The organism is Xenorhabdus khoisanae, assembly GCF_001037465.1.
In the GTDB taxonomy this organism is placed as follows: domain Bacteria; phylum Pseudomonadota; class Gammaproteobacteria; order Enterobacterales; family Enterobacteriaceae; genus Xenorhabdus; species Xenorhabdus khoisanae.
In genome coordinates this window covers 18,184-43,142 of the sequence record NZ_LFCV01000073.1, presented here as the reverse complement: position 1 = coordinate 43,142, position 24,959 = coordinate 18,184, and the positions used below count along the sequence as shown (strand labels likewise).

General features: G+C 45.3%; 21 protein-coding genes, 1 other RNA gene and 1 pseudogene. 6 read left to right on the top strand and 17 right to left on the bottom strand.

Features of this window, described 5'->3' with window-relative positions; genetic code table 11:
* Nucleotides 1-157 precede the first annotated feature (157 nt).
* From tnpA to xerD, 6 genes and pseudogenes are all read right to left on the bottom strand, one after another.
* Nucleotides 158-618 (bottom strand): annotated as a pseudogene (tnpA, locus tag AB204_RS12175) (IS200/IS605 family transposase).
* A gap of 203 nt (nucleotides 619-821) precedes the next feature.
* The gene (gene lysS / locus AB204_RS12170; RefSeq protein WP_047963640.1) at nucleotides 822-2,336 is read right to left on the bottom strand and encodes a lysine--tRNA ligase; all 1,515 of its coding nucleotides are present in this window, start codon (nucleotides 2,334-2,336) and stop codon (nucleotides 822-824) included.
* A 9-nt stretch (nucleotides 2,337-2,345) separates the two neighbouring features.
* A protein-coding gene (prfB, locus tag AB204_RS12165; protein WP_152671536.1) for a peptide chain release factor 2 occupies nucleotides 2,346-3,444 on the bottom strand; the annotation gives its coding sequence in 2 pieces (ribosomal slippage) (nucleotides 2,346-3,368 and nucleotides 3,370-3,444; 1,098 coding nt in all).
* Between the two features lie 135 nt (nucleotides 3,445-3,579).
* Entirely contained in the window at nucleotides 3,580-5,313 is a 1,734-nt protein-coding gene (recJ, locus tag AB204_RS12160; protein WP_047963638.1) for a single-stranded-DNA-specific exonuclease RecJ, read from the bottom strand.
* Between the two features lie 6 nt (nucleotides 5,314-5,319).
* On the bottom strand, nucleotides 5,320-6,036 hold the full coding sequence (gene dsbC, locus AB204_RS12155) for a bifunctional protein-disulfide isomerase/oxidoreductase DsbC (protein WP_047963637.1): 717 nt from the start codon (nucleotides 6,034-6,036) through the stop codon (nucleotides 5,320-5,322).
* 32 nt (nucleotides 6,037-6,068) lie between these two features.
* Nucleotides 6,069-6,947: a site-specific tyrosine recombinase XerD gene (gene xerD / locus AB204_RS12150; RefSeq protein WP_047963643.1), complete on the bottom strand. Its 879-nt coding sequence runs from the start codon at nucleotides 6,945-6,947 to the stop codon at nucleotides 6,069-6,071.
* A gap of 214 nt (nucleotides 6,948-7,161) precedes the next feature.
* On the opposite strand from xerD, the gene fldB reads away from it, so the two are divergent.
* Nucleotides 7,162-7,680, top strand: coding sequence for a flavodoxin FldB (fldB, locus tag AB204_RS12145; protein ID WP_047963642.1), 519 nt, complete (start codon nucleotides 7,162-7,164; stop codon nucleotides 7,678-7,680).
* Between the two features lie 11 nt (nucleotides 7,681-7,691).
* On the opposite strand, the gene AB204_RS12140 is transcribed toward fldB, so the two are convergent.
* Nucleotides 7,692-8,120, bottom strand: a complete 429-nt coding sequence (locus tag AB204_RS12140) for a protein YgfX (protein WP_047963636.1) — start codon at nucleotides 8,118-8,120, stop codon at nucleotides 7,692-7,694.
* Entirely contained in the window at nucleotides 8,101-8,367 is a 267-nt protein-coding gene (gene sdhE, locus AB204_RS12135) for an FAD assembly factor SdhE (protein WP_047963635.1), read from the bottom strand. The genes AB204_RS12140 and sdhE overlap by 20 nt, the downstream gene beginning before the upstream one ends.
* Before the next feature lie 235 nt (nucleotides 8,368-8,602).
* Between sdhE and ygfZ the strand changes: the two genes are divergently transcribed.
* Nucleotides 8,603-9,604, top strand: a complete 1,002-nt coding sequence (gene ygfZ, locus AB204_RS12130; RefSeq protein ID WP_047963634.1) for a tRNA-modifying protein YgfZ — start codon at nucleotides 8,603-8,605, stop codon at nucleotides 9,602-9,604.
* 16 nt (nucleotides 9,605-9,620) lie between these two features.
* A complete protein-coding gene (locus AB204_RS12125; RefSeq protein WP_047963633.1) occupies nucleotides 9,621-10,226 on the top strand; it encodes an HD domain-containing protein in 606 nt (201 codons plus the stop codon).
* A gap of 70 nt (nucleotides 10,227-10,296) precedes the next feature.
* On the opposite strand, the gene AB204_RS12120 is transcribed toward AB204_RS12125, so the two are convergent.
* From AB204_RS12120 to AB204_RS12080, 9 genes are all read right to left on the bottom strand, one after another.
* Nucleotides 10,297-11,847 (bottom strand): acetolactate synthase large subunit, encoded by a 1,551-nt coding sequence (locus AB204_RS12120; RefSeq protein ID WP_047963632.1) that lies wholly within the window; start codon nucleotides 11,845-11,847, stop codon nucleotides 10,297-10,299.
* A 251-nt stretch (nucleotides 11,848-12,098) separates the two neighbouring features.
* The gene (locus tag AB204_RS12115; RefSeq protein ID WP_047963631.1) at nucleotides 12,099-13,619 is read right to left on the bottom strand and encodes an MFS transporter; all 1,521 of its coding nucleotides are present in this window, start codon (nucleotides 13,617-13,619) and stop codon (nucleotides 12,099-12,101) included.
* A gap of 312 nt (nucleotides 13,620-13,931) precedes the next feature.
* Complete coding sequence (gene gcvP / locus AB204_RS12110) at nucleotides 13,932-16,808, bottom strand: aminomethyl-transferring glycine dehydrogenase (RefSeq protein WP_047963630.1); 2,877 nt, start codon at nucleotides 16,806-16,808, stop codon at nucleotides 13,932-13,934.
* Between the two features lie 83 nt (nucleotides 16,809-16,891).
* Nucleotides 16,892-17,284, bottom strand: a complete 393-nt coding sequence (gene gcvH / locus AB204_RS12105; RefSeq protein ID WP_047963629.1) for a glycine cleavage system protein GcvH — start codon at nucleotides 17,282-17,284, stop codon at nucleotides 16,892-16,894.
* Between the two features lie 68 nt (nucleotides 17,285-17,352).
* Nucleotides 17,353-18,450: a glycine cleavage system aminomethyltransferase GcvT gene (gene gcvT, locus AB204_RS12100; protein ID WP_047963628.1), complete on the bottom strand. Its 1,098-nt coding sequence runs from the start codon at nucleotides 18,448-18,450 to the stop codon at nucleotides 17,353-17,355.
* 372 nt (nucleotides 18,451-18,822) lie between these two features.
* Entirely contained in the window at nucleotides 18,823-20,055 is a 1,233-nt protein-coding gene (gene ubiI / locus AB204_RS12095) for an FAD-dependent 2-octaprenylphenol hydroxylase (RefSeq protein WP_047963627.1), read from the bottom strand.
* Nucleotides 20,056-20,078: 23 nt separating this feature from the next.
* Entirely contained in the window at nucleotides 20,079-21,260 is a 1,182-nt protein-coding gene (gene ubiH, locus AB204_RS12090; protein WP_047963626.1) for a 2-octaprenyl-6-methoxyphenyl hydroxylase, read from the bottom strand.
* Between the two features lie 24 nt (nucleotides 21,261-21,284).
* A complete protein-coding gene (pepP, locus tag AB204_RS12085) occupies nucleotides 21,285-22,601 on the bottom strand; it encodes a Xaa-Pro aminopeptidase (protein ID WP_047963625.1) in 1,317 nt (438 codons plus the stop codon).
* 169 nt (nucleotides 22,602-22,770) lie between these two features.
* On the bottom strand, nucleotides 22,771-23,346 hold the full coding sequence (locus tag AB204_RS12080) for a YecA/YgfB family protein (RefSeq protein WP_047963624.1): 576 nt from the start codon (nucleotides 23,344-23,346) through the stop codon (nucleotides 22,771-22,773).
* Between the two features lie 266 nt (nucleotides 23,347-23,612).
* Here AB204_RS12080 and zapA point away from each other — a divergent pair, with 266 nt between their 5' ends.
* The 3 genes from zapA to AB204_RS12070 all read left to right on the top strand — a co-directional run bounded on the left by zapA (nucleotide 23,613) and on the right by AB204_RS12070 (nucleotide 24,898).
* Entirely contained in the window at nucleotides 23,613-23,918 is a 306-nt protein-coding gene (gene zapA, locus AB204_RS12075) for a cell division protein ZapA (RefSeq protein ID WP_047963623.1), read from the top strand.
* 149 nt (nucleotides 23,919-24,067) lie between these two features.
* Nucleotides 24,068-24,252, top strand: a non-coding RNA gene (ssrS, locus tag AB204_RS21435) — 6S RNA.
* Nucleotides 24,253-24,301: 49 nt separating this feature from the next.
* Entirely contained in the window at nucleotides 24,302-24,898 is a 597-nt protein-coding gene (locus tag AB204_RS12070; protein ID WP_047963622.1) for a 5-formyltetrahydrofolate cyclo-ligase, read from the top strand.
* Nucleotides 24,899-24,959 lie beyond the last annotated feature (61 nt).

The window sequence follows — 24,959 nt, the reverse complement described above, 5'->3', positions numbered from 1 at the left end:
AGGTAGAAAAAGGTTCAAAAAAATCCCTCGATTAAATCGAGGGATTTGTGTAGAAGAGACAGGGCATAGCCGGGGGTTTTTCATATGCGCCTATAAGGCTTTCTTACCAGCCGCGCCCTAACAGGCGCATCGCAATCTGACATTTGCATTCTATGGATTACTTACGGCCCGTAAACGGGCTACCAGGATACGGGATTGATAACTGTTCTCCCAATTTATCCGCATCCAGTTGGTGCTTTATGTATTCCTGGATCTTAACTGTATTTTTTCCCACTATATCAACGTAATACCCCCGACACCAAAACTCTCGATTACGATATTTGAATTTGAGATCACCAAATTGCTCATAAAGCATCAGGCTACTTTTCCCCTTCAGATACCCCATAAAACTCGACACACTCATCTTGGGCGGGATTTCCAGAAGCATATGTATGTGGTCCGCACAAAACATTCTGCCTCCAATATGTTCACGTTTTTCCATTCACAGAGTTTTCTTAATATGCTGCCTATCGCTCTCCGTTTTTCTCCGTAGAACACCTGCCTTCGGTATTTTGGCGCAAAGACTATGTGATATTTACAGTTCCATCGGGTATGCGCTAAGCTCTTCTCATCCCTCATTGTGGGACCCCCTTTCGATTTTTTGATTCACTTTTGCAGTTGCCAGACCGCAAGGTGTTTTAACAAATCAAAAGGGGTTTTTATAGCAGACTTATAGCTGTAAGCTCTACGGAACCCCCAGCCAAGCTGGGGGTTTTCTATATACAAAAACGCCCTGCCAGATTAACGGGCAGGGCGTTTGGCGGATTTTAATCAAAAAATGATTATTTATTCGGACGCATTGCCGGGAACAGGATAACATCACGAATAGTATGGCTGTTAGTAAACAACATCACCATACGGTCGATACCAATTCCCAAGCCTGCTGTTGGTGGCAAGCCATGCTCCAGTGCAGTGATGTAGTCTTCATCGTAGAACATCGCTTCGTCATCACCTTCGTCCTTCTGGCGAACTTGCTCTGCGAAACGCTCTGCCTGGTCTTCCGCGTCGTTCAGCTCCGAGAAGCCGTTACCAATTTCACGACCACCGATGAAGAACTCAAAACGGTCAGTAATGAATGGGTTTTCGTCGTTACGGCGTGCCAACGGAGAAACTTCTGCCGGATATTCTGTAATGAAAGTCGGCTGAATCAAGTGGCTTTCTGCGGTTTCTTCAAAGATTTCACACTGAATACGACCCAAGCCCCAACCTTTTTCAATGTCAATGCCCAAGGATTTCGCGATAACAACGGCTTTATCCATATCATCCAAGTCTGCCATATTGGTTTCTGGACGATATTTGCAGATCGCTTCTTTCATGGTCATTTTGACGAAAGGTTTGCCGAAATCGAATTCTTGCTCACCATATTGCACCAGCGTTGTACCCAACACTTCTTGAGTCAAGGTACGGAACAGCTCTTCGGTCAGTACAATCAGATCTTGGTAATCCGCGTAAGCCATGTAGAGTTCCATCATGGTGAACTCAGGGTTGTGACGCGGAGAAACACCTTCGTTACGGAAGTTACGGTTGATTTCGAAAACGCGCTCAAAACCACCGACAACCAGACGTTTCAGATACAGTTCTGGCGCAATACGCAGGTACATGTCGATATCCAGCGCATTGTGGTGCGTAATGAATGGACGTGCACTTGCACCACCCGGAATCGCTTGCATCATTGGCGTTTCAACTTCCATGAAGTCTTTCTGGGTCATGAAGTTACGCAATGCAGACATCACGCGGGAACGGATCTGGAATGCCTTACGTGATTCATCGTTCGCGATCAGATCCAAATAACGCTGGCGATAACGGGTTTCCTGATCTGCCAAACCGTGGAATTTATCCGGCAGTGGACGCAGTGCTTTAGTCAGCAGACGCAGTTCGGTACAGTGAACGGAAAGTTCACCCGTTTGAGTTTTGAACAACTTACCGCGTGCACCTAAAATGTCACCCAAATCCCATTTTTTGAACTGAGTATTGTAAATACCTTCCGGCAAGTCATCACGGGAAACGTAGATCTGAATGCGGCCGCCCTTGTCCTGCAAGGTTGCAAAAGATGCCTTGCCCATGATGCGACGTGTCATCATGCGACCAGCAACGGTCACTTCGATATCCAGCTCTTCCAACTCTTCCTTCGTCTTGCCATCGTATTTTGCGTGCAGATCTTCGGAAATGTTTTCGCGACGAAAATCATTTGGGAAAGCAATGCCGTTGCTGCGCAGTACAGCCAGTTTCTCACGGCGTGTTTTCAGTTCATTATTTAAGTCAGGAGCTTGTTCAGCTCCCTGCTGTTGTTGTGACATTTTAGTTCCTCATAGGCCAGCTTTTAAGCTTGCTTCAATGAATTTGTCCAAATCACCATCCAGCACAGATTGCGTGTTACGGGTTTCTACACCAGTACGCAAGTCTTTAATGCGGGAATCATCCAAAACGTAAGAGCGGATCTGACTGCCCCAACCAATATCCGATTTGTTTTCTTCCATTGCTTGTTTATCAGCATTCTTCTTCTGCATTTCCAGTTCGTACAGTTTCGCTTTCAACTGTTTCATCGCCTGGTCTTTGTTTTTATGCTGAGAACGGTCTGTCTGACATTGAGTGACGGTGCCAGTCGGTACGTGGGTGATACGTACAGCCGATTCAGTTTTGTTGACGTGCTGACCACCAGCACCAGAGGCGCGGTATACATCAATACGTAAATCAGCCGGATTGATTTCAATATCAATATCATCATCTACTTCTGGATAGATGAAGGCAGAACTGAATGATGTATGACGGCGGCCACCTGAGTCAAACGGGCTCTTACGTACCAAGCGATGAACGCCCGTTTCTGTACGCAGCCAGCCGTAAGCATATTCACCCACGATCTTGATAGTGGCGGATTTCAGACCTGCAACGTCACCATCAGATTCTTCAATGATTTCTGTCTTAAAGCCCTTGGATTCAGCCCAACGCAGATACATGCGCATCAACATGCTGGCCCAGTCCTGTGCTTCTGTACCGCCAGAACCTGCCTGAAGATCCAGATAACAGTTTGCGTTGTCATATTCGCCGGAGAACATACGACGGAATTCAAGCAGGCCCAGTTTTTCTTCTAACTGTTCCAATTCAGCGACTGCTTCATTGAAGGTTTCTTCGTCATCAGCCTCAACGGCCAATTCCAACAGACCGTTTACATCTTCCAATCCCTGATCAAGTTGATCGATGGTTTCTACGATGCTTTCCAGTGATGAACGCTCTTTACCCAACGCCTGTGCCCGTTCCGGTTCATTCCAGACATCAGGCTGTTCCAGTTCAGCATTAACTTCTTCTAAGCGTTCTTTCTTGGCATCATAGTCAAAGATACCCCCTCAGAACTGCTGTCCGTTCAGACAGGTCCTGAATGTGGTTTTTTACCGGATTAATTTCAAACATATTTTGTGTCTTATACGTTGTGTATTATGAATAAATGATGGTCGCATGGATATTTTCGAACCGCGTATTCTAACGGATCTATCACTGGGTTTATAGCATTTCCGCAGATTTACCACATCATCAGATGATGGCAATTCAGTAAGGCCAAATATGTTGGATCAAAAGCTGTACATCCCGATTACCACGAAATTCGTTAATATCCAATTTATAAGCCAGTTCTACCGTTTTGACGCTGTTATCCGGCCAGCGATTAACATCAATATTAAATGCGATGCCATCCAGCATTGGTCCGCCATTTAATGGTTCAAGCATCACTTTCAGATGGTTTTCACCAACAATTCGCTGTTGTAGCAACTTGAATTTACCGTCAAATACTGGCTCTGCAAACGCCTGTCCCCACGGGCCACCGTCACGCAGGATTTCTGCAACCTCCAGCGACAACTCATCCAATGCCAGTTCCCCATCACTCCAGACCACACCTTCAAGTTGGGAGATGTCCAGTAAATCTGCCACTAATGCAGAAAAATGGCGCTGAAATAGGTCAAATTTGTCTTGTTCAATCGACAATCCCGCTGCCATCGCATGACCACCAAATTTCAACATCAATCCCGGATGCAGGGTATCAAGGCGTTCAAGCGCATCACGCATATGCAAGCCATGTACAGAGCGGCCCGATCCTTTTAGCGTACCGTCCCCAGCAGGGGCAAAAGCGATAACCGGACGATGAAAGCGTTCTTTAATACGCGAGGCCAAAATACCCACTACGCCCTGATGCCATTCAGGATGGTAAATCGCTAAGCCATAGGGTAATTGGGTATGGGTGCGTTCGATTTTATCGCAAATCTGCAAGGCTTCTTGCTGCATGCCTTGTTCAATTTCCCGACGAGTCTGGTTCAAGCCATCCAACTCACAAGCGATCTGACGCGCTTGCATCATGTCATCTGTCAGCAATAACGCCACTCCAACAGACATATCATCCAGACGTCCGGCAGCATTTAATCGTGGCCCTAATGCAAAACCCAAATCACTGGCAGCCAGTTTTGTGGATTCTCGTTTGGAAATTTCGAGCAATGCCCGTATTCCCGCACAGCATCGCCCTGCCCGAATGCGATTTAGTCCCTGATATACCAAAATACGATTATTGGTATCTAGGGGAACCACATCTGCTACCGTACCTAATGCCACTAAATCCAGTAATTCCGCCAGATTAGGTAATGATATGCCTTGCTGCTCAAACCATGACAATTGGCGTAATTCCGCCCTGAGTGCGGACATCAGATAAAATGCGACGCCAACACCCGCCAATGCCTTGGAAGGAAAGGCACAATCAGCCAAATTGGGATTGATAATGGCATTGGCGGCGGGCAATGTTTCACCCGGCAAATGGTGATCGGTGACAATAACTTTAATGCCGTGTTGATGTGCCGCAGTGACACCGTCATGGGATGAGATCCCATTATCCACTGTGATAATCAGTTCTGCGCCTTTTTTGACGACTTCATCAACAACCTGAACGCTCAGGCCATAACCATCTTCAAAACGGTTGGGAACAAGATAATCAAGACGACGATATCCCATTGCACGCAATGCACGAATGCACAATGCGGTACTGGTCGCCCCATCCGCATCGAAATCTCCGACGATCACAATACGCCAATGTTCATGCAATGCTGTGATAAGCAAAGCAACTGCCTGTTCAATGCCGTTAAGGGATTGGTAATTAAGCAATCCCTTTGCACCGCGCTCCAGTTCATTTGCCTGACGTATACCACGCATGGCGTATAAGCGGCGTAATAACGGATGAATATTGTTGGGAAGCTGGCTGAAATCCGCCTCCGGTCGGCGGCGGAGTTGTGTTTCTTGATGCATTATCAGTTATTCACCACGTTGATCCAACATAGCTAATAAATCTTTCGGCGACAAATAACCACCAATCACACTACCATCTTCAAGAATAATCGCTGGTGTACCCTGAACGCCAAATTGCAGGCCTAGCTGATATTGTTTCGCGATATCAGTTTTGCATTCTTTAATTGGAGAAACCTTGTCACCTTTGAAAACCGCATTGAGAGATTTGTTCGGTGTCGCGCTGCACCAAATAGACTGCATCTCTTTGGCTGATTCGTGTTGCAGGCCATGACGAGGAAATGCCAGATAACGAACAGTAATTCCCAGATCGTTATATTCTTGCATGCTTTCATGCAGTTTGCGGCAATAACCACAAGTAATATCAGTAAAGACAGTAACAACGTGTTTTTCTTTCGGTGCTTTATAAATAATCATTTGATTTTTCAAAGCTTCCAGCTTTTTAACCAAAACCTGATTACTGACATTCTTGGGTATTTTGCCACTCATTTCATACAATGGTCCCTGTAACAAATATTTACCATCATTAGACATATAAATAATGCCGTGATCAGTTAAAATTGCACTCACGCCAGAAATCTGTGATGGGGTAATATTTTCTGCCTTGATTCCCATTTTAGCCAGTGACTTATTGATAGGGCTTTCATCAGCGAAGGCATTATTGGCAAAAGCATTGTTGGCAAAAGCAGTCAGTATTAAAGAAAGGCAAAACGCAATTTTCTTCATTGTTTGTTCCTTATTTGCATCTTTCTCCGCAGTTACCCACGAGGATGATGTTGTTGATGTAGCACCTTAAGGCGTTCGGTTGCTACATGAGTGTAAATCTGAGTTGTAGAGAGATCACTATGGCCCAGTAACATCTGCACAACGCGTAAGTCAGCGCCATGATTAAGTAAATGTGTTGCAAAGGCATGGCGTAAAACATGGGGTGACAAGCGTTCGGCATCAATTTCGGCCAATACGGCATAGTGTTTGATCCGATGCCAAAAAGTTTGGCGTGTCATCTGCGTTCCCCGCTTACTGGGGAAAAATACATCAGATACCGCGCCATTCAATAACCAAGGACGCCCATGCTCAAGATAATTTTCCAGCCAGTAAACTGCTTCTTCCCCTAAAGGGACTAATCTTTCCTTATTTCCCTTACCGACTACCCTGACCACTCCTTGACGTAAACTCACATCCGATAACGTCAGGCCAACCAATTCCGAGACACGTAATCCACACGCATAAAGCACTTCAAGCATAGCTTTATCCCGCAGTTCAATCGGCTGTTCAGTCACAGGCGCGTTGAGCAAATTCTCAACTTGTTTTTCGCTTAAATCTTTGGGCAGACGTTTAGGCAATTTAGGCGCAGATAATAACGCAGTTGGATCATCTTCCCGCATTCTTTCACGATAAAGGTACTGAAACAACCGCCTCATTGCACTTAGCAAGCGGGCTGAACTACTCGCTTTATAACCGCCGTCTACCCGTTCAGCCAAAAATGATTGTAGCTCTATAGATTGTACAGTAAGTAAATCATGGTCATAATGCACCAGCCAATTATTCAGAGCTTGTAAATCAAGCCGATAAGAAGCCAGCGTATTCTCAGCCAAATCTTTTTCCAGCCAGATGGTATCGAGAAATTGTTCTATCAGGGGATTAGCCGTTGGATGTTGTTTCGGAGAGCTGTTTTCTGATAAATCTTTTTCTGATGCCTTATTTCCTGATAAATGGCTTTCTGATAGGTTGTGTTTTCTTGGCACAAGCCCTCCTTTCTATATGCGCCTTCCAATCGGCTATTATGCCTGAAAAAGCGATTATTCTGTTACAATGCCACCCCTGATATTCGAAACTTCCTGATAAATAATGATGAAAATTGGTCTCTTTTACGGCTCCAGTACATGCTATACAGAAATGGTAGCAGAAAAAATACGCGATATACTCGGTGAAGATCTCATCGATCTGCATAATGTCAAGGATTGTGATCCGCAATTGATGGAAGAGTATTCTGTCTTGATCCTCGGTATGCCAACGTGGGATTTCGGAGAACTGCAAGAAGATTGGCTGGCTATTTGGGATCAGCTTCCGTCACTGGATCTGGCAGGAACAATCGTTGCCATGTATGGCATGGGAGATCAGATCGATTACAGTGAATGGTTTTTGGATGCATTAGGCATGCTGTATCATCATCTGCGACCAACAGGTGTACAGTTTATTGGTTTCTGGCCAACAGAAGGTTATGAGTTTACCAGCCCAAAACCGCTATCTGATGATGGTAAGCAGTTCGTCGGGCTAGCTCTGGATGATGTAAACCAGTTCGAACAAACCGATGAGCGTTTAAGTGAATGGTGTATGCAGATATTGGCTGAAATGGAAGCCTTATTCTGACGGTTTTTTAGCTATTTTTTAACAGAATATTGGCGCATAAGCTGGTTTAGATGGCGCCATGCTTCTGGTGACAGACTATCGGATGCCACCCACAATCTGACTGGTGACTGATGGCGTGCATTTTCCGCCTGCACAAGAGCATGAAGTATAACGACCATTCCATAGCGGCTAAACCACGGTGGTTGAGCGATGATCCACGCTGCTTTTTGCCAGTGCACTTTATTGCTCTTAAATAGCACCAATCGCCCCTGACACTGGCGAATATTTTTCTGACTCCATATCCAACTAATCATGATAATCGCAAGCAATGGGAGCCAGAAAAAAATACCGTTTGTCGGCCACGGCGCCAATAAAGCCGCCACAGCGATGCCGCCATGTACACCGATAGAAAACAGGTAAGTCTGGCGGGAGATGCTTAATTTATTGTTCCACAGGACCACGGGCTTGGTTTCTGCTCTGGATCAATTGCACCATATGAAAAAGCTCATCATCTTCAGGACGCCCATGATTCATGAGCCAGTTGAAAAGATCAGGGTCCGGACACTCCAGCAAACGAACGAAAACCCGCTTGTCGTCATCATTCAAGGAATCATATTCATACTCAAAAAATGGCATGATAGAAATATCCAACTCACGCATTCCACGACGACATGCCCAGTGAATACGCGCTTTATTACCAATATCCATGTTTAAAAAGCCTCTTTATCATTTTTCATCAAGCGGGATTATCAACGATTCTAACCTGTTTTTCATCATCTGCTACGGCTGAATGTCTGGATATATCGACAACTTGAGAAGCGTATCGCAACAACACAACAACGAATGTTTGAAAGGTAAATAACGGGAATAACCCCTTTGCATGAAGCAACTTCTCTTTTACCATTAGCGTTATTTCTCAGATAGTTTACTGGCAGGAGTTGTTATGGCTTACCAAATTCCGTTTTCTGCACAATCTCCCCTCCCTTCAGCAACACTCCCACTGACTTTAATTTCCCTTGAGGATTGGGGAATGGTGACCACCATTGGCGCTGACGCGGAGAAATATCTGCAAGGTCAAGTAACAACAGACATAGCTTCCCTGGATAAAAACCAACATGTGTTAACTGCGCATTGTGATGCCAAAGGAAAAATGTGGAGTAATCTACGGCTGTTTCGACGTGGAGAAGGTTTTGCCTATATTGAACGTCATTCCGTATTGGACACGCAATTAACTGAATTGAAAAAGTATGCTGTTTTTTCCAAAGTGACTTTTGCCAAAGATGACGAAAGTGTCCTGCTCGGTGTTGCGGGAACAGGAAGCCGGAAAGCATTGGCAACCTTCTTCCCTGATCTGCCCGATATCGAATCTCCTGTTATCCAACATGAAGCGACAACACTTCTCCATTTATCACTTCCTACTGAACGTTTTCTTTTAGTCACGGACAGCACAACCGCAGCTCAATTAACCGAAATGTTCGTCGAGAAGTTGCAATCACAATTGAATAACAGCCAACAGTGGCTGGCGCTGGAAATTGAAGCTGGATTTCCTGTGATTGATGCAGCCAGCAGCGCACAGCTTATTCCTCAAGCGACAAATCTTCAGGCAATCGAAAATAGTATCAATTTTAAGAAAGGTTGTTATACCGGTCAGGAGATGGTGGCACGTGCCAAGTACCGCGGTGCAAATAAGCGAGCTATGTACTGGTTGGCCGGTAGTGCCTCTTCTTTGCCTGCCGCTGGCGATGATTTGGAATGGCAATTGGGTGATAAATGGCGCCGGACAGGTTCAGTGTTGGCTGCGGTTAAACTGGCTGACGGTTTAATCTGGGTGCAAGTTGTCATGAACAATGATATGGAAACAGAGAGTGTTTTCCGTGTCCGTGAAGATGAAGGCCATGCCCTCACGATCCAAGCATTACCCTACTCATTAGACGAAGAAAAATAATTGTTGAGGTTTCCATATGTCATTAGCTGTACCTCCTGTTAATTTCGGCCCTTTTACTGATGTCATCGCGTTTATCATGGAACTGGATAAATTGAAGTATGTTCATCGCAAAACGAAATTACTGAACAATACCCGACATGAAAACTCCGCTGAACATAGCTGGCATTTCGCTATTGCCGTTCTCGGCTTTGCTCCTTATGCTGGCGATGTGGATATCAGTCGTGTCATCCAGATGGCCCTCATTCATGACATTGTTGAAATCGATGCCGGTGATGTGATTGCATTCGATCTGGCTGCCCGTGAAGCCATTCAAGAACAGGAAGTTAAAGCAGCTAACCGTATTTTCGGTTTACTGCCGGAAGCACAGAGAGAATATTTTCTGGAACTGTGGCACGAATACGAAGATGCCCTTACCCCCGAAGCGCGTTTTGCCAAAACACTCGACAGGATCATGCCTGTATTTATGAACCTGCATAATCAAGGCCAGAGTTGGGTCGAAAATAACATTCGCTTTGAACAAGTTTACAACCTGCTCCATTTTGTTGCCGAAAGTTATCCGGAACTGTGGCAATACCTTCTACCACAATTAGAAGCAGCGAAGGAAAAAGGCTGGCTGAAATAATTTCCATCTTTATCCAGTAAAAGCTGTCAGCTTTAGCCAATACGGTATCTGACAGCTTTAATATACATTTTCAATTGATTACCGCTTCAATCAGACGCGGCCCTTGATGGCGCATGGCAGATAAAAAAGCATCTTCAAACCCAGCCTGCAATTCCACCCGAACCGCCTCAATACCCATACCATGAGCCAAAGAAACCCAATCAATTTGTGGATTGTTCAGATCAAGCATTGAGTGTGCTTTTATCCCTTCCTGAACCGCCCCCACTCGCATCAATTCATTATTCAGCACCTTGTACCCCCGATTTGCCAAAATGATAGTTGTTATATCGAGTTTTTCCCGTGCCTGCGTCCAAAGAGACTGGAGGGTATACATAGCACTACCGTCTCCCACTAATGTGATAATTTTGCGGTCTGGACAAGCCACCGCTGCCCCTGTCGATACCGCCATCATGCTGCCAATGGCACCGCCAGTCAGATTCAAATAATCATGCGGCACTGCTGATGAGGTAATGCCATAATGAGCAAAACCAGAACTGACAGATTCATCCGCCAGAATTGAGTTTTCCGGCATGTGCCGTGCCACGGCCTGTATCACTGCTTGTGCATTCAAAGCGCCTGACCGTGAAAATTCCGGAATATGTAGTCTGGCAACGGCAAATGAGTCTTTGCACGCACCAAGTGATTCGGCCAATGTAGCCAATGCGCTACAACCATTTTCATGAGGATGAGAAAGTACGGAAAGAATACAGCCTTCCGGTGTCAACCAACCCGGTTTATCGGGATAAGCAAAAAAGCTAACAGGAGGTTTAGCTCCAACTAACACGAGCAAATCAGTGCCCTGTAAACTCTCCAATACCTGTTCGGCAAAATAGGGCAACCGTTCTACCTCTACCCGCCCCGCTCCACGCTGTAAACGGGGAGCAAAAGTGTCACACAACAATCTGGCTCCCGTATGCTTTGCTATCCGACCCGCAAGGATCAAACTCTCATCCCTAAGTACATTGCCCCGTAACAAAATGGCAGGAGATGAAGCGTGACGTAATTGCACTGCCACGCGCTCAATAGTATGAAGTGAAACTTCAGCGGGTGTAATGAATGGAAGTGGTACTGCAACATCATCTGCGTCATTCCATGCTGTATCTGCTGGCAGGATCAAAGTGGCTATACTGCCCGGTGCCGCATAGGCAGCTTGTACCGCTCTGGCTGCATCTGCACCAACATTTCTTGCGCTGGTGGAAGTACAAATCCAATCTGATACCGGGCGTGCGATACCAATGATATCCGATGCTAATGGTGCATCCATACCGACATGCGATGAGGCGTGATCACCGACAATATTCACAATCGCGCTGGATGCTCGATGAGCATTGTGAAGATTAGAAAGTCCGTTTGACAGCCCCGGGCCAAGATGAAGCAAAGTGCAGGCAGGTTTTTCCGCCATTCGGGCATAGCCATCAGCCGCACCCGTAACAACATTTTCGTGAAGACCGAGTATACATCGCATTTCACCGACACTATCGAGCGCCGAGACAAAATGCATTTCCGAGGTGCCAGGATTACCGAAACAGACCGTTACGCCACTGGCGGTTAACGATCTTAAAAGACTTTCAGCGCCATTCATAAACGTCTCCTTCTATTATTTTTTTGACTAACCAACTGCAAAGGCTGATTTAAGGATGTTTTCTGTCTTGTCCCAGATGACGGTTTCCTTTTAATTTGGCTGGCAGGTGTAAACAGTGAAGAAAATAAAATACACTGCCACACCTGTGTATCTTTAGATTAAAAAGCTAAAAATAACAACGAATTTTGATTTATGTGAAATTTTAATTCATTAACAATTAATTTAAAAAAATTAAATTTCACTTATGATTTTCATCCGGATTTCTTGGCGTTTTTCAGTAATGTCCACGCGATTATGACTACAATTCCAGTCAATCCTGTTACTAGCCAACTCGTCATATCAATGGCATTAATGAAAGAAGATGCTGCTGCATCTACCAATGTCTGACCTTCAATGCCCGTTAATGAGTGAGCAACCACGTGTGCACCCGCTAACGTCTCCAATGCCAGTCTGGCTTGTTCCTGAGAAATTGCATCAGGCAGTTTCAGGTTCAAGCGATAAAAAGCCGTTACCAATCCCCCAATAACCGTTGTCCCAAACACAACACCAATCTCATATGCTGTTTCACTGATTGCCGAAGCTGCCCCTGCCTTGGAAGATGGCACAGCCGAAAGTATCAGGTCATTGGAAACAGAGGCAATCGCACCAACTCCTACCCCCAGCAATGCAAAAGCGATAGCGATTGAAATCAGATCACTGCCTATACAGGCGATCAAGAAAAATGCCGATCCTGCCAGAGAGAGTAAAATTGGCATAAGCCAATGCGCTGATACTCTCTGAGCAACAGGCACTATTGCCATCCCAACAACGATTGCCATGATTTGACCGGGCACCAATGCCAAACTGGCTAACAAGGGTTTCATACCCAGTACTATTTGTAGAAACTGAGTGGCAAAAAAGACAAAACCCACCAATAACCCCAGACTCAATAAATTCACTATCACCGAGCCGGTAAATACACCATGACGAAATAGCGAGATATCCATCAGTGGTACGGATAGCGTTTTCTGTCGGCGTATGAAGCATTTTCCAGCCATCAAACCGATAGCGAGTCCGACAATGACATACAGATCAAAACCATCACTGGCTATGTGCTTAATCGCATAAACAATGCCTGTCATCGCGATGATTGATAATAAGGCACTATAACCGTCAACAATCCCTGTATGTTTTTTGTCAGACGGCGGCAATAAAATGGGACCAAAAATCAATAATGGAACCAGTATTGGAACAGCCAGCAAGAAAATGGCCTTCCAGTTAAAATATTGCAGTAGAATGCCACCAACTACAGGCCCTAAAGCAGAACCAACGGTAAGTGTTGTCGCCCAAATAGCGACAGCAATACGACGCTGTTCGCGATCTTCAAAAAGACAGCTGATCAAGGCCAGCGTTGATGGCATCAGCATCGCCCCAAAAAAGCCCAATGCAGCACGTCCAGCAATCAACTGTTCTGGTGATGTGGATAATGCGGTTAAAACTGAAACAACGGTAAATCCCAATGCGCCTGAGAGCAGCAACACACGATGGCCTATACGATCGCCAATACTGCCCATAGAAACCAACAATCCCGCCAATACCAAGGAATAAGCATCGATTATCCATAATTGCTGATTGGCACTCGGTTCCAAAGCTCCAGCTATTTTCGGCAAAGCAAATCCCAAAATAGTATTGTCTACAGTCACCAATAAAACAGGCAACATTAATATCAACAACCCAAACCAATTACGTAATCCAGCTTGCTTATTCGAATTGATGCCTTTGCTCAATGACATTGCCTGAACTCCTATTGTTCTTAATTGACGCATGTAAAAAATGTACGAGCAAGTAACTGCATTGGTATGCAGTTACTTGCTTATTTTTAAAGCGCCATGAAGTTATTTAAAGGAAACTTAGAATAATGAGATCATGAAATCATGAAATAATAAATTTACGTTATTAATAACGTAGAAAAATTACTTTTATGATTAAAGAGAAGGGCTAACTATAGAAGTAATAAAACTCCATCCAAACTGGCATACTTTTCACTCTCTGATTTCCCCCATCTTATCAGACGGGGGTTGACAATAAATCAATCTAAATCGTCATTAACGATAATCGTCAATCGGCGCACAAGAGCAATGTAAGTTGCGGTCACCGTAAACATCGTCCAGACGTTTAACCGTCGGCCAATATTTGTTGGCCTTCGTTTCCACCGTTGGGAAAACAGCAACTTCACGGCTGTAGGCATGGTTCCATTCAGAAACAAGTTCAGTCTGAATGTGTGGCGCGTTAACCAGTGGGTTATCTTCCAAAGACCATTCCCCTTTTGCCACTTTGCTGATTTCTTCACGGATTGCCAGCATTGCGTCAATAAAGCGATCAATTTCAACTTTGCTTTCTGATTCCGTTGGCTCAACCATCAAAGTACCCGCAACAGGGAATGACATGGTTGGTGCATGGAAACCATAGTCAATCAGACGCTTGGCGATATCCATTTCGCTGATACCGAACTCTTCTTTCAATGGGCGAATGTCCAGAATACATTCATGGGCAACGTAACCATCACGTCCGGTATAAAGGATTTCATAAGCCCCTTTCAGGCGAGCAGCGATGTAGTTTGCATTCAGGATAGCAACCTGACTGGCTTGCTTCAGTCCTTTGGCACCCATCATGCGAATATACATCCAGCTAATTGGCAAAATGGAAGCACTTCCAAATGGCGCTGCGGATACCGCCCCCAGTGTCGTAACACCATCCATTTCCACCACTGAGTGACCGGGTACAAATGGGGCAAGGTGTTTTTTCACACCAATCGGCCCCATACCCGGGCCACCACCGCCATGTGGAATACAGAAAGTTTTATGCAGATTCAGGTGCGAAACATCTGCGCCAATAAAGCCCGGCGTAGTGATCCCCACTTGGGCGTTCATGTTCGCGCCATCAAGGTAAACCTGACCACCATTTTGATGGATAATGTCGCAAATCTCACGAATGGTTTCTTCATACACACCGTGAGTTGATGGGTAAGTCACCATGATACAAGCCAGAGCGTCACGATGATTTTCTGCTTTTTCACGCAGATCGGTCAGATCAATGTTGCCTTCTTTGTCACAGTTCACAACCACAACTGTCATGCCCGCCATATGTGCCGAGGCAGGGTTTGTCCCATGCGCTGAGCTTGGTATTAAGCAAATATGACGATGCTGTTCACCACGGCTGGCGTAATAGCGACGAATTGCCAACAGACCAGCATACTCCCCTTGTGCCCCCGAATTTGGCTGCATACAAAATGCATCATATCCAGTCAATAGCACCAACCAATGGGAAAGTTGACTGATTAACTGATGATAACCTTGTGCCTGCTCTGTCGGGCAGAAAGGATGCATATCGGTAAATTCAGGCCATGTTATCGGCGTGATTTCTGCGACCGCATTCAGTTTCATGGTGCACGATCCCAGCGGGATCATTGCCTGATTCAGCGCCAAATCTTTACGCTCCAGACTGTGCATATAACGCATCATGTCCGTTTCGCTATGATAACGGCGGAAGTTATCGTGCGTCAGTATCTCATCATTACGCAGCATGCTGGCAGGGATAGATTGGTTGTCATTCGCTCTTGTGCTATCGAGCGTTTCGATATCCAATACAGCGTCAGATCCCGTCAGCACCCGGAATAAGGTTATCAGGTCATCGCGGCTGGTTTTTTCACTCAATGACACACCAACAGCCCCGAAAATATCGGTACGCAGGTTAATCTGCGCTTTCTCCGCTCTTGCCAAGACCTGAGCTTTATCTGCCACTTCAACCGTCAACGTATCAAACCATGTTTTATGACGCAGTGTGATACCCGCTTGTTGCAAGCCAGCAGCCAGAATATCAGTCAGTCGATGAATGCGGCTAGCGATGCGCTTTAAGCCTTCCTCGCCGTGGTAAACCGCATACATGCCTGCAATATTTGCCAGCAAGACTTGAGAGGTACAGATATTAGAGTTCGCTTTTTCACGGCGGATATGTTGCTCACGTGTTTGCATTGCCATACGCAATGCCCTGTTACCCGCTGCATCACGGGAAACACCAATAATACGCCCCGGCATGGAACGTTTGAATTCATCACGGCAGGCAAAGAAGGCGGCGTGAGGGCCACCGTATCCCATCGGCACACCAAAACGCTGCGCAGAACCAAATACAATGTCAGCCCCTTGTTTACCCGGTGCTGTCAGCATGACTAGTGCCATGAAATCTGCCGCGACGCTGACAATGATTTTACGTTCTTTCAGTTTCACGATGAGATCACTGTAATCGTGAACTTCACCCGTTGTGCCAATTTGTTGCAACAGAACACCAAAAACACCTTCTAACTCCAGTGCTTTCTCTGCTTTATCAACAATGACTTCAAACCCAAATGTTTCAGCACGGGTACGCACAACATCCAATGTCTGTGGATGAATGTCATCTGCCACAAAAAAACGCTCAGCATTCTTCAATTTGCTGATTCGTTTTGCCATTGCCATGGCTTCTGCCGCTGCTGTTGCTTCATCCAACAGAGAAGCAGACGCAAGATCCAAACCCGTCAGGTCAATCGTAACTTGCTGGAAATTGAGCAGAGCTTCCAGCCGACCTTGAGAAACTTCTGGTTGGTAAGGCGTATAAGCCGTATACCAGCCCGGGTTTTCCAACAAATTACGCAAGATGACAGGCGGAAGTATCGATGGCGCGTATCCCATGCCAATATAAGATTGATAGCGCTGGTTCTGGCTCGCCATTGCCTTTAATTCAGCCAGTGCCTGTTGTTCTGTTGCACTTTCACCGATTGCTGGCGGTTCTGACAATGCAATATTGCGGGGAACGATTTTATTTGTCAGATCGTCAAGAGAATTTGCACCAACTATCGCCAACATTTCTGTTTGCTGTTCAGCAGAAGAACCAATGTGGCGACGAATGAATTCACCTTGATTTTCAAGTTGGATTAGTGTCTGAGTCATTGATGATAATTTCCTGAAACTAGCTAAAAACGGCACACATAAAAAAGCCCCATTCACAACGTGATATGGGGCGGTCAATACAATTATTCGTCTTCTTCTAAAAGTGACTGATAACCTTCAGCATCAAGCAGGTTAGTCAGTTCACTCTCATCAGTAATTTTGATGCGGAACAGCCAACCTTCGTTATATGGCTCACTATTCACTAATTCGGGTGAGCCTTCCAACTCAGGGTTAACAGCGATGACTTTACCACTCAATGGCGCGTAGATATCAGAAGCAGCTTTAACTGATTCTACAACTGCGCAATCATCACCATTATTTACCTCTGTGCCGACGTCAGGCAAATCAACGAACACCATATCACCCAATAATTGTTGAGCATGTTCGGTAATACCTACCGTGTATTCACCATTTCCTTCCGAACGAACCCATTCGTGTGATTCTGTATATTTCAATTCTGTTGGTACATGACTCATCGTTGCCATCTCCTTGTTTCTTATTGATTAATAAAAAATTAAAACAATCAAAACATTACAACCAAAAATCAGTCTACGAGTGGTTTACCCATCCGCACAAAACCCGGTTTCACAACCTGAACAGGCATTTCACGATTACGGATCTGAACAATCGCTTGTTCACCAATACCTTGTGGTACACGTGCAAGGGCGATACTAAATCCCAGAGTTGGGGAGAATGTTCCGCTGGTAATCACACCGGAACGAATTTCGCCTGAATTATCGGTGAAACTGACGGTTAAACCACCGCGCAGCACTCCTTTTTCACGCATGATTAACCCTACCAACTGATCTGTACCGGCTTCACGCTGCCTTTCCAGCGCTTCGCGGCCAATGAACTGACGATCTTCCGGTTTCCAGGCAATCGTCCATCCCATGTTGGCGGCCAGTGGTGAAATGGTTTCATCCATCTCCTGACCATAAAGATTCATGCCCGCTTCGAGACGTAATGTGTCACGTGCTCCCAATCCCGCAGGTTTTACACCTACGGTTAATAACTGCTGCCAGAAATCTGCTGCGTGTTCTTTTGGTAACGCAATTTCATAACCCGCTTCACCAGTGTAACCCGTCGTCGCAATAAAGAGAGCGCCGGACTGGACGCCCCAAAAAGGCTTCATACCGATTACAGCCTGCTTTTGTTCATCGCTTAATAGTGATTGAACTTTGGCTTGTGCATTTGGCCCCTGAACAGCGATCAGAGCCAAATCATCACGCACTGTAATCTCGACGTCATATTTCTCCGCATGTTGGTTAATCCATGCTAAATCTTTCTCACGCGTTGCTGAATTAACAACCATACGATAGAAGTTATCAGTGAAGAAGTAGACAATCAGGTCATCAATCACGCCACCAGAAGCATTCAGCATTCCGGTATAAAGCGCCTTGCCCTGCTCGGTCAGTTTGGCGATGTCATTTGCCAGAAGGTAACGGAGAAAATCACGGCAACCTAGGCCGTGCAGATCCACAATAGTCATGTGGGAAACGTCGAACATACCAGCATCAGTACGCACGATATGATGCTCGTCGATTTGTGAACCATAATGCAGGGGCATCATCCAGCCATGAAAATCTACCATGCGTGCTCCGCATACCAGATGTTGATCATATAGTGGGGTGTGTTTTGACATTATTTCCCTCTTTCCATTCTTGACATGAAAACATTCGTGACCTGAAAAAACATACGGCGCATTAACCGGCAGATGTTGGATCATGAAGCAAAGAAGCGGTTAATCACGCAAACGATACCTTAGAATCAGAAGTTATCACTGAAACTGGAAATGAACCATAAAATAAATTAGCGGCATTGGTGTGATAACCTGAAAAAACGCTTACTATCATGCAGAATTTTTGTCTAATTTATTGCGTCAAAGCGCTCAAAATTTGCAATAAACGGCAGGAACCAATCTTTTTCGATTAGGAAATGACTAAAGTGTGAAGCAAATCAACTGAACACACCTTAGTCTAATATAAGAAAAACTAATCCTAAATGGGAGGATAAATTAGATTTTTTCAACCGAAGCGGTTTGGGAAATGAGCCAGTCAGGGAGATCGTTGAGGCCCATTGCGTGGCGAAGCAATTGCGGTTTTATTCCCGGTAAGTGATCAGCCAATGCTAATCCAACCCCTCGCAATAACTTTTTAGCCGGATTATTACCCTCAAATAACTGACGGAATCCCTGCATGCCTGCCAACATAACCGCAGCACTGTGCTTACGACGGCGTTCATAACGCCCTAAATAGAGATACTGACCAATGTCTTTTCCCTCGCAATTCAGTCGGTTCAATTCACTAATCAGTTCAGCCACATCCATAAACCCCAGGTTGACACCCTGACCAGCCAAAGGATGAATGGTATGTGCCGCATCTCCCAATAGTGCCAGGCGATGCGCGGCAAAGTTGCGGGCATAACGCCCCATTAATGGAATAGCTTGCCGATCACTGATTAATTCACATTGGCCTAGCCGCATGTCAAATGTCACACCCAATTGCCGATTGAACAATTCAGGTTCCATGGTTTTGCGCTGTTGTGCCGATTCAGCCGGCAGTGACCAAACAATTGAGCATAAATGAGGATCAGACAACGGCAAGAAAGCTAATATTCCATCACCATGAAAAACCTGACGTGCAACGCCCTGATGAGGTTCTTCAGTGCGAATAGTTGCTATCAGCGCATGATGCTCATAATCCCAAAAAGTCAGTGGAATATCGGCATGTTGACGCAACCAAGAGTGTGCGCCGTCTGCACCAACGACTAAGCGCGAAGTTAGCATGCTTCCATCAGATAAGGTGATGAAGGCTTCACTTTCTCCCCAGGCAACATTCTGGAGGGTGGATGGGGTAAGAATCGTCACATCTGACAAATTTTCCGCACGTTGCCAAAGCGCTTGTCGGATTACATGATTCTCAATGATATGACCAAGATGTGTCAGGCCATTTTCGTCCGCATTAAACTGAATGCGGCCGAAGCTATCCTGATCCCAAACTTCCATGCCCTGATAAGGACTCGCTCTCATCGCAAGAATATTCTGCCAGACACCAAGATGAGTGAGTAAACGTTCACTTGCTGCATTGATGGCCGATACACGCAACGCATGTTCTTCATTGGCATCAAATTTCTTTGTTGGTGAATGTTCTTCTACAATCGCGATGCGCAAACCGCTACCTTGCAAACCACAGGCCAGCGCAAGGCCAACCATACCGCCCCCTGCGATCACCACATCAAATGATTGCATGTTTTTCTTTCCTCTTAATCTGCCTAAGCTGACCGGGTAACCCAACCCAATGTCTGGCGGGCAAATAGATCCCGTATCGGTGGTAATGCTTCCATCGTCATCAGACCCAAATTTCGCCCGATTCTTAACGGCAAGTAGTCATTGGCGAATAATCTGACCAATCCATCCGTGATACCAATTGTCGTTTCACGATCTGCCTCACGCTGCTGCTGATATTGAGCCAGCATTTTATAGGCTCCAATATCTTGCCCTGCAATAGCCGATTCTGAAATGATCTGCGCCAATGCCATAACATCACGCATACCTAAGTTAAAACCTTGCCCGGCAATCGGGTGCAAAGTTTGGGATGCATTGCCGACCAGCGCCAGGCGATGGCTAATTTGCCGGCTTGCTGTCGATAAAGCCAATGGATAACTGTACCGCTGACCGGTTTCCAATATTTTCCCTAAACGCCAGCCAAATGCTTGTTGCAGATGTTGGATGAATTCGGCCTGACCCCATCCATTGATTTCTGACTGTTTTTCCAGTGGGTGACACCACACCAAAGAACTGCGCCCTTCAGACATAGGCAAGAGAGCTAACGGGCCATGTTCAGTAAAGCGTTCAAACGCTCTTCCTTGGGGGTGCTCAGAAGTCAGGACATTGGCGATAATCGCTACCTGATCGTAAGATTGCCGCTGGAATGGAATATTACACGCCTGAGCTATCGCAGAATGGCTACCGTCCGCAGCCACCAGCAATTCCCCTGTCAGTTTTTCACCATTATTAAGCGTAACAATGACAGAATTTTCCAGACGCTCGACGGAATTCACTGTAGCCGGACAATAAAGTTTGATATTCGGTGACTGTTTCAGTAAATCAAACAGATGGATACCGGCATCATGTAATTCAATCACATTACCCAATGCCGGAATATGATAATCATCAGCGCGGATATTGACAAAACCGTTATGACCACGGTCGCTGACATGAACGTGAGTGATTGGAGTCACACAATGTTTCAGTGCAGACCAAATATCGATCTGATCCAAGCGCTGACATGTACCATAAGCCAAGGCAATGGCTCTCGCATCAAAACCCGGATGCTCCTGAGTGGGTTCTGCGACTTCAATTAAGGAGACTTGTAACTGCCCCCGACTCAGCGAAGAAATAGCCAGTGCCAGTGTCGCTCCTGCCATTCCTCCACCCACGATAATCACGTTCATTATCACTTCCTGATTATTTTAACCTTAACCCTGTTTCGCCTGTGCCATCAGCGCTTCTATCTCATCGGGATCTTTTACGACATGCTCAGTCAGGTTTTCATTTCCGGTTTCCGTTATCACGATGTCATCTTCAATACGGATACCAATGCCGCGGTACTCCAACGGAACATCCGCATCCAGCGCAATGTAAAGCCCCGGCTCCACTGTCAGCACCATACCGGGTTCCAGTATGCGATCACGCTCAACACCGTAATTGCCCACATCGTGTACATCCAATCCCAACCAGTGACTTAAACCATGCATGAAAAATTGGCGATAAGCATTGGTCTCGATCAATTGTTCGACTTCACCATGCATAATTCCCAATTTTACCAATCCATTAACCATGATACGCACAACCTGCTCAGTGACTCCGCGGATGCTGGCGCCGGGTTTGTATAACTCCAGAGAAACATTGATGGCTTCCAGCACAATGGCATAAATTTCACGTTGTGGACGAGTAAATTTGCCATTGACCGGAAATGTCCGTGTAATGTCGCCTGCATACCCTTCATATTCACATCCGGCATCGATCAAGACTAAATCACCGTCTTTCATTCGACGTTCATTTTCTGTGTAATGCAGAATGCAGGCGTTTTCTCCCGCACCAATGATGGTGTTATAAGCAGGATAACGTGCACCTTGATAGGTAAATTCATGATGGATCTCAGCCTCAAGCTGATATTCAAGCATGTCAGGACGACAAACCTGCATGGCTCGGGTATGCGCCTGCGCACTGATTTTCCCAGCCTTGCGCATGATTTCCAATTCAGCTTCCGACTTGAACAGGCGCATTTCATGCAGCCACGGACGCCAATCCACCATAGCAGACGGAGCACGGAGATTACGGCGACTATTTTTGCGCAATTTATCCAAGGCACTAAATACGATGTTGTCAGCGTATTCAAACTCTCCTTGCGCGTGATAAACCACTTCTAAGCCATTCAGTAGTAAATAGAGCTGTTCGTTGAGATCATCATATGGCAGAGCACGATCCACGCCCAGTTTTTCCAATGCGGCTTCTTGCCCAAGACGACGGCCAAACCAAATTTCCGCATTCAAATCACGGACACGGTTAAACAATACGCTATGATTGTGAGTTTCATCACTTTTGATCAGTATCAGAACCGCTTCCGGCTCATTGAAACCTGTCAGATAAAGAAAATCACTGTGCTGACGATAAGGATACTCGCTATCTGAATTACGTGTCGCAGGCGGGGCAGAAAAAATAATGGCCGCACTGGCCGGTGCCATGTTTGACAATAGTGCCTGACGACGGGATAAATATTCTTGTTTAGTCATACCCTCTCCTGCGATTTCATTATTATTAGTTAGGATACCCTTTATCTTTCAAGTTGTTGCTTTCTCAGCCACGTTTACCCGCTCCTAATCGCACAGTCAGTTATGCTTTCAGGATCCGTTCATTTGCCATTGTGCTACGACTTGAAATTTATTAGGTATATATCACCAATCAGTGCAACGTTGGTTTTTCATTTTTTGCACTACCTGAAGTTTTCGGCGTTGCTAAAGCGATATAACAAAGCTGAACTGCAACACGAACATATTCCAGGACTTCTTCAAGAGCTTGGGACAGCTCTTCTTGATCTTCGTCCTCGTCATACCCCAGCATGCCGATATTACGTAAATCGGTGACAATTTCTTTAATTTCTGGTTTTTCTGTCAATTTTGGATTTGCGACACCCAATCCCAATAGAAAATGGTTCACCCATCCCGCCAACGCATCCGCACATTCAAAAACACCGGCTTCTTCATCAGGAAGCAGTAGCTTAAATGCAAAATTACTGTCATCAAGCAATTCAAAGGTCGTTTCGTACAATTCCCTGAGAGGTACGGACAAAACCTGAGAAAATGCCAGACCATCATTCGCGAGATCATGCACCAATGACTGCCAACTACTATCATGATTTCCACCACATAGTAATCCACTGATTAAGCCGTGCATTTCTGCTGCTGTCAGCGCAACGGACTGTTGATGCAAAATTTCATCAAATGACTGATAATTAGGTAATGAGTTTTGTATAGACATGTATATTGATCATCGTTGGCGATATAAGTTCATGCTATGCTACCATCAAGGGGAGTCGCTATACCAGACAGCATACACCGATATAAGGAGGGGGAGCTTTTGGTATTGTACGGTAATGATTGGTGTCGACCTTGTTTTTATACCAAAATTTATTTTATGCCCAAGAGATTTCAAGTTGTAACTCAGCCATTAAAGCTACAATTTGAAAGATGAGGGCTATATGTCAAAATCAAGGTATCGGCACAGTAATAAATCAGGAAGGTGTCATGTCTGCACAACCAGTAGATATTCAGATTTTTGGGCGGTCATTACGTGTCAATTGTCCACCAGAGCAGATAGAAGCATTGCAAGCTGCTGCTGAGGAGCTTGATCAACGTTTGCAAAACCTCAAAGAACGCACCAGAGTAACTAACACTGAGCAGCTGGTTTTTATTGTAGCGCTGAATGTTTGTCACGAGTTAGCACAAGAAAAAATGAAAACCCGTGATTATGCCTACAATATGGAACAAAAAATAAAAATGCTCCAGCAGACTATTGAAAACGCATTGTTAGAACAAGGTAAAATTACCTGATGTTCCACCTGTCAATAAACTCATTCTTGTTGATAAATCAGGCAGTAGTCACTATAGATGAATATAAGCAGTTGCTTTCTTCGTTTAGTTCCATACAATAGGCTCTATAGCGTTGTTTAGAGCCTATTTAGAGTTTTAAGCAGCAAAAAATTTCTCTGAGGTGTGCGTGAGCGGGGAAGTCCCCTGAGCCGATATTTCATACCTTATAGAATGTAGTGCTCTGTTTCTTGTGAGCATGCTTGGCCAGACCAAGAAGCCTAATAGAAACGACTCTACGTTCACCTTGAACCAAGGGTTCAAGGGTTACCACCTGCAACGGCATCTTGGAGAACCCTAATTTTTATCTGTTTTGTATCCTTTTCTGCATTAAACAGGCAGGTATCATGCAATCAGATTCTTTTTTCTCTCTCCGAAAAAACATTCGAAAAAAAATTCGACAATTACGTCAAAGTTTACCCCCTGAGCAACAAGCGCAATTTGCCCTGCAAGCAGCCAAACAAGTCATGGCTCATCCGAAGGTTCTGCAAGCTAACAAAATTGCCCTGTATCTCTCTTTCGATGGGGAATTGAATACACGCCCATTAATTCAACAACTTTGGCAACAAAACAAACAAGTCTATTTGCCAGTATTGCATCCTTTCAGCCGGAATCACTTACTTTTCCTGCGTTACTGTGCCGATACGCCCCTGATTCGGAATCAATTCAATATAGAAGAACCTTCGCTGGATATCCGGCAGGTTTTGCCTGTTTCTGAACTTGATGTCATGTTCATTCCGCTCGTTGCTTTTGATTGTACAGGGCAACGTTTGGGTATGGGAGGCGGATTCTACGATAGGACTCTCGCAAAATGGCAACAACAGAACTTTTATCCGATAGGATTAGCACACAATTTCCAGCTAGTGGAAACATTACCCAGTGCAAGTTGGGATATTCCTTTGCCGGAAATTATTACACCAGAAAAAGTATGGAAATGGGCGTGAATCTTTAACTGATTAATAAGGGCTATTGAATATTCAACAGCCCTTCTTTCACTCTTGGTGA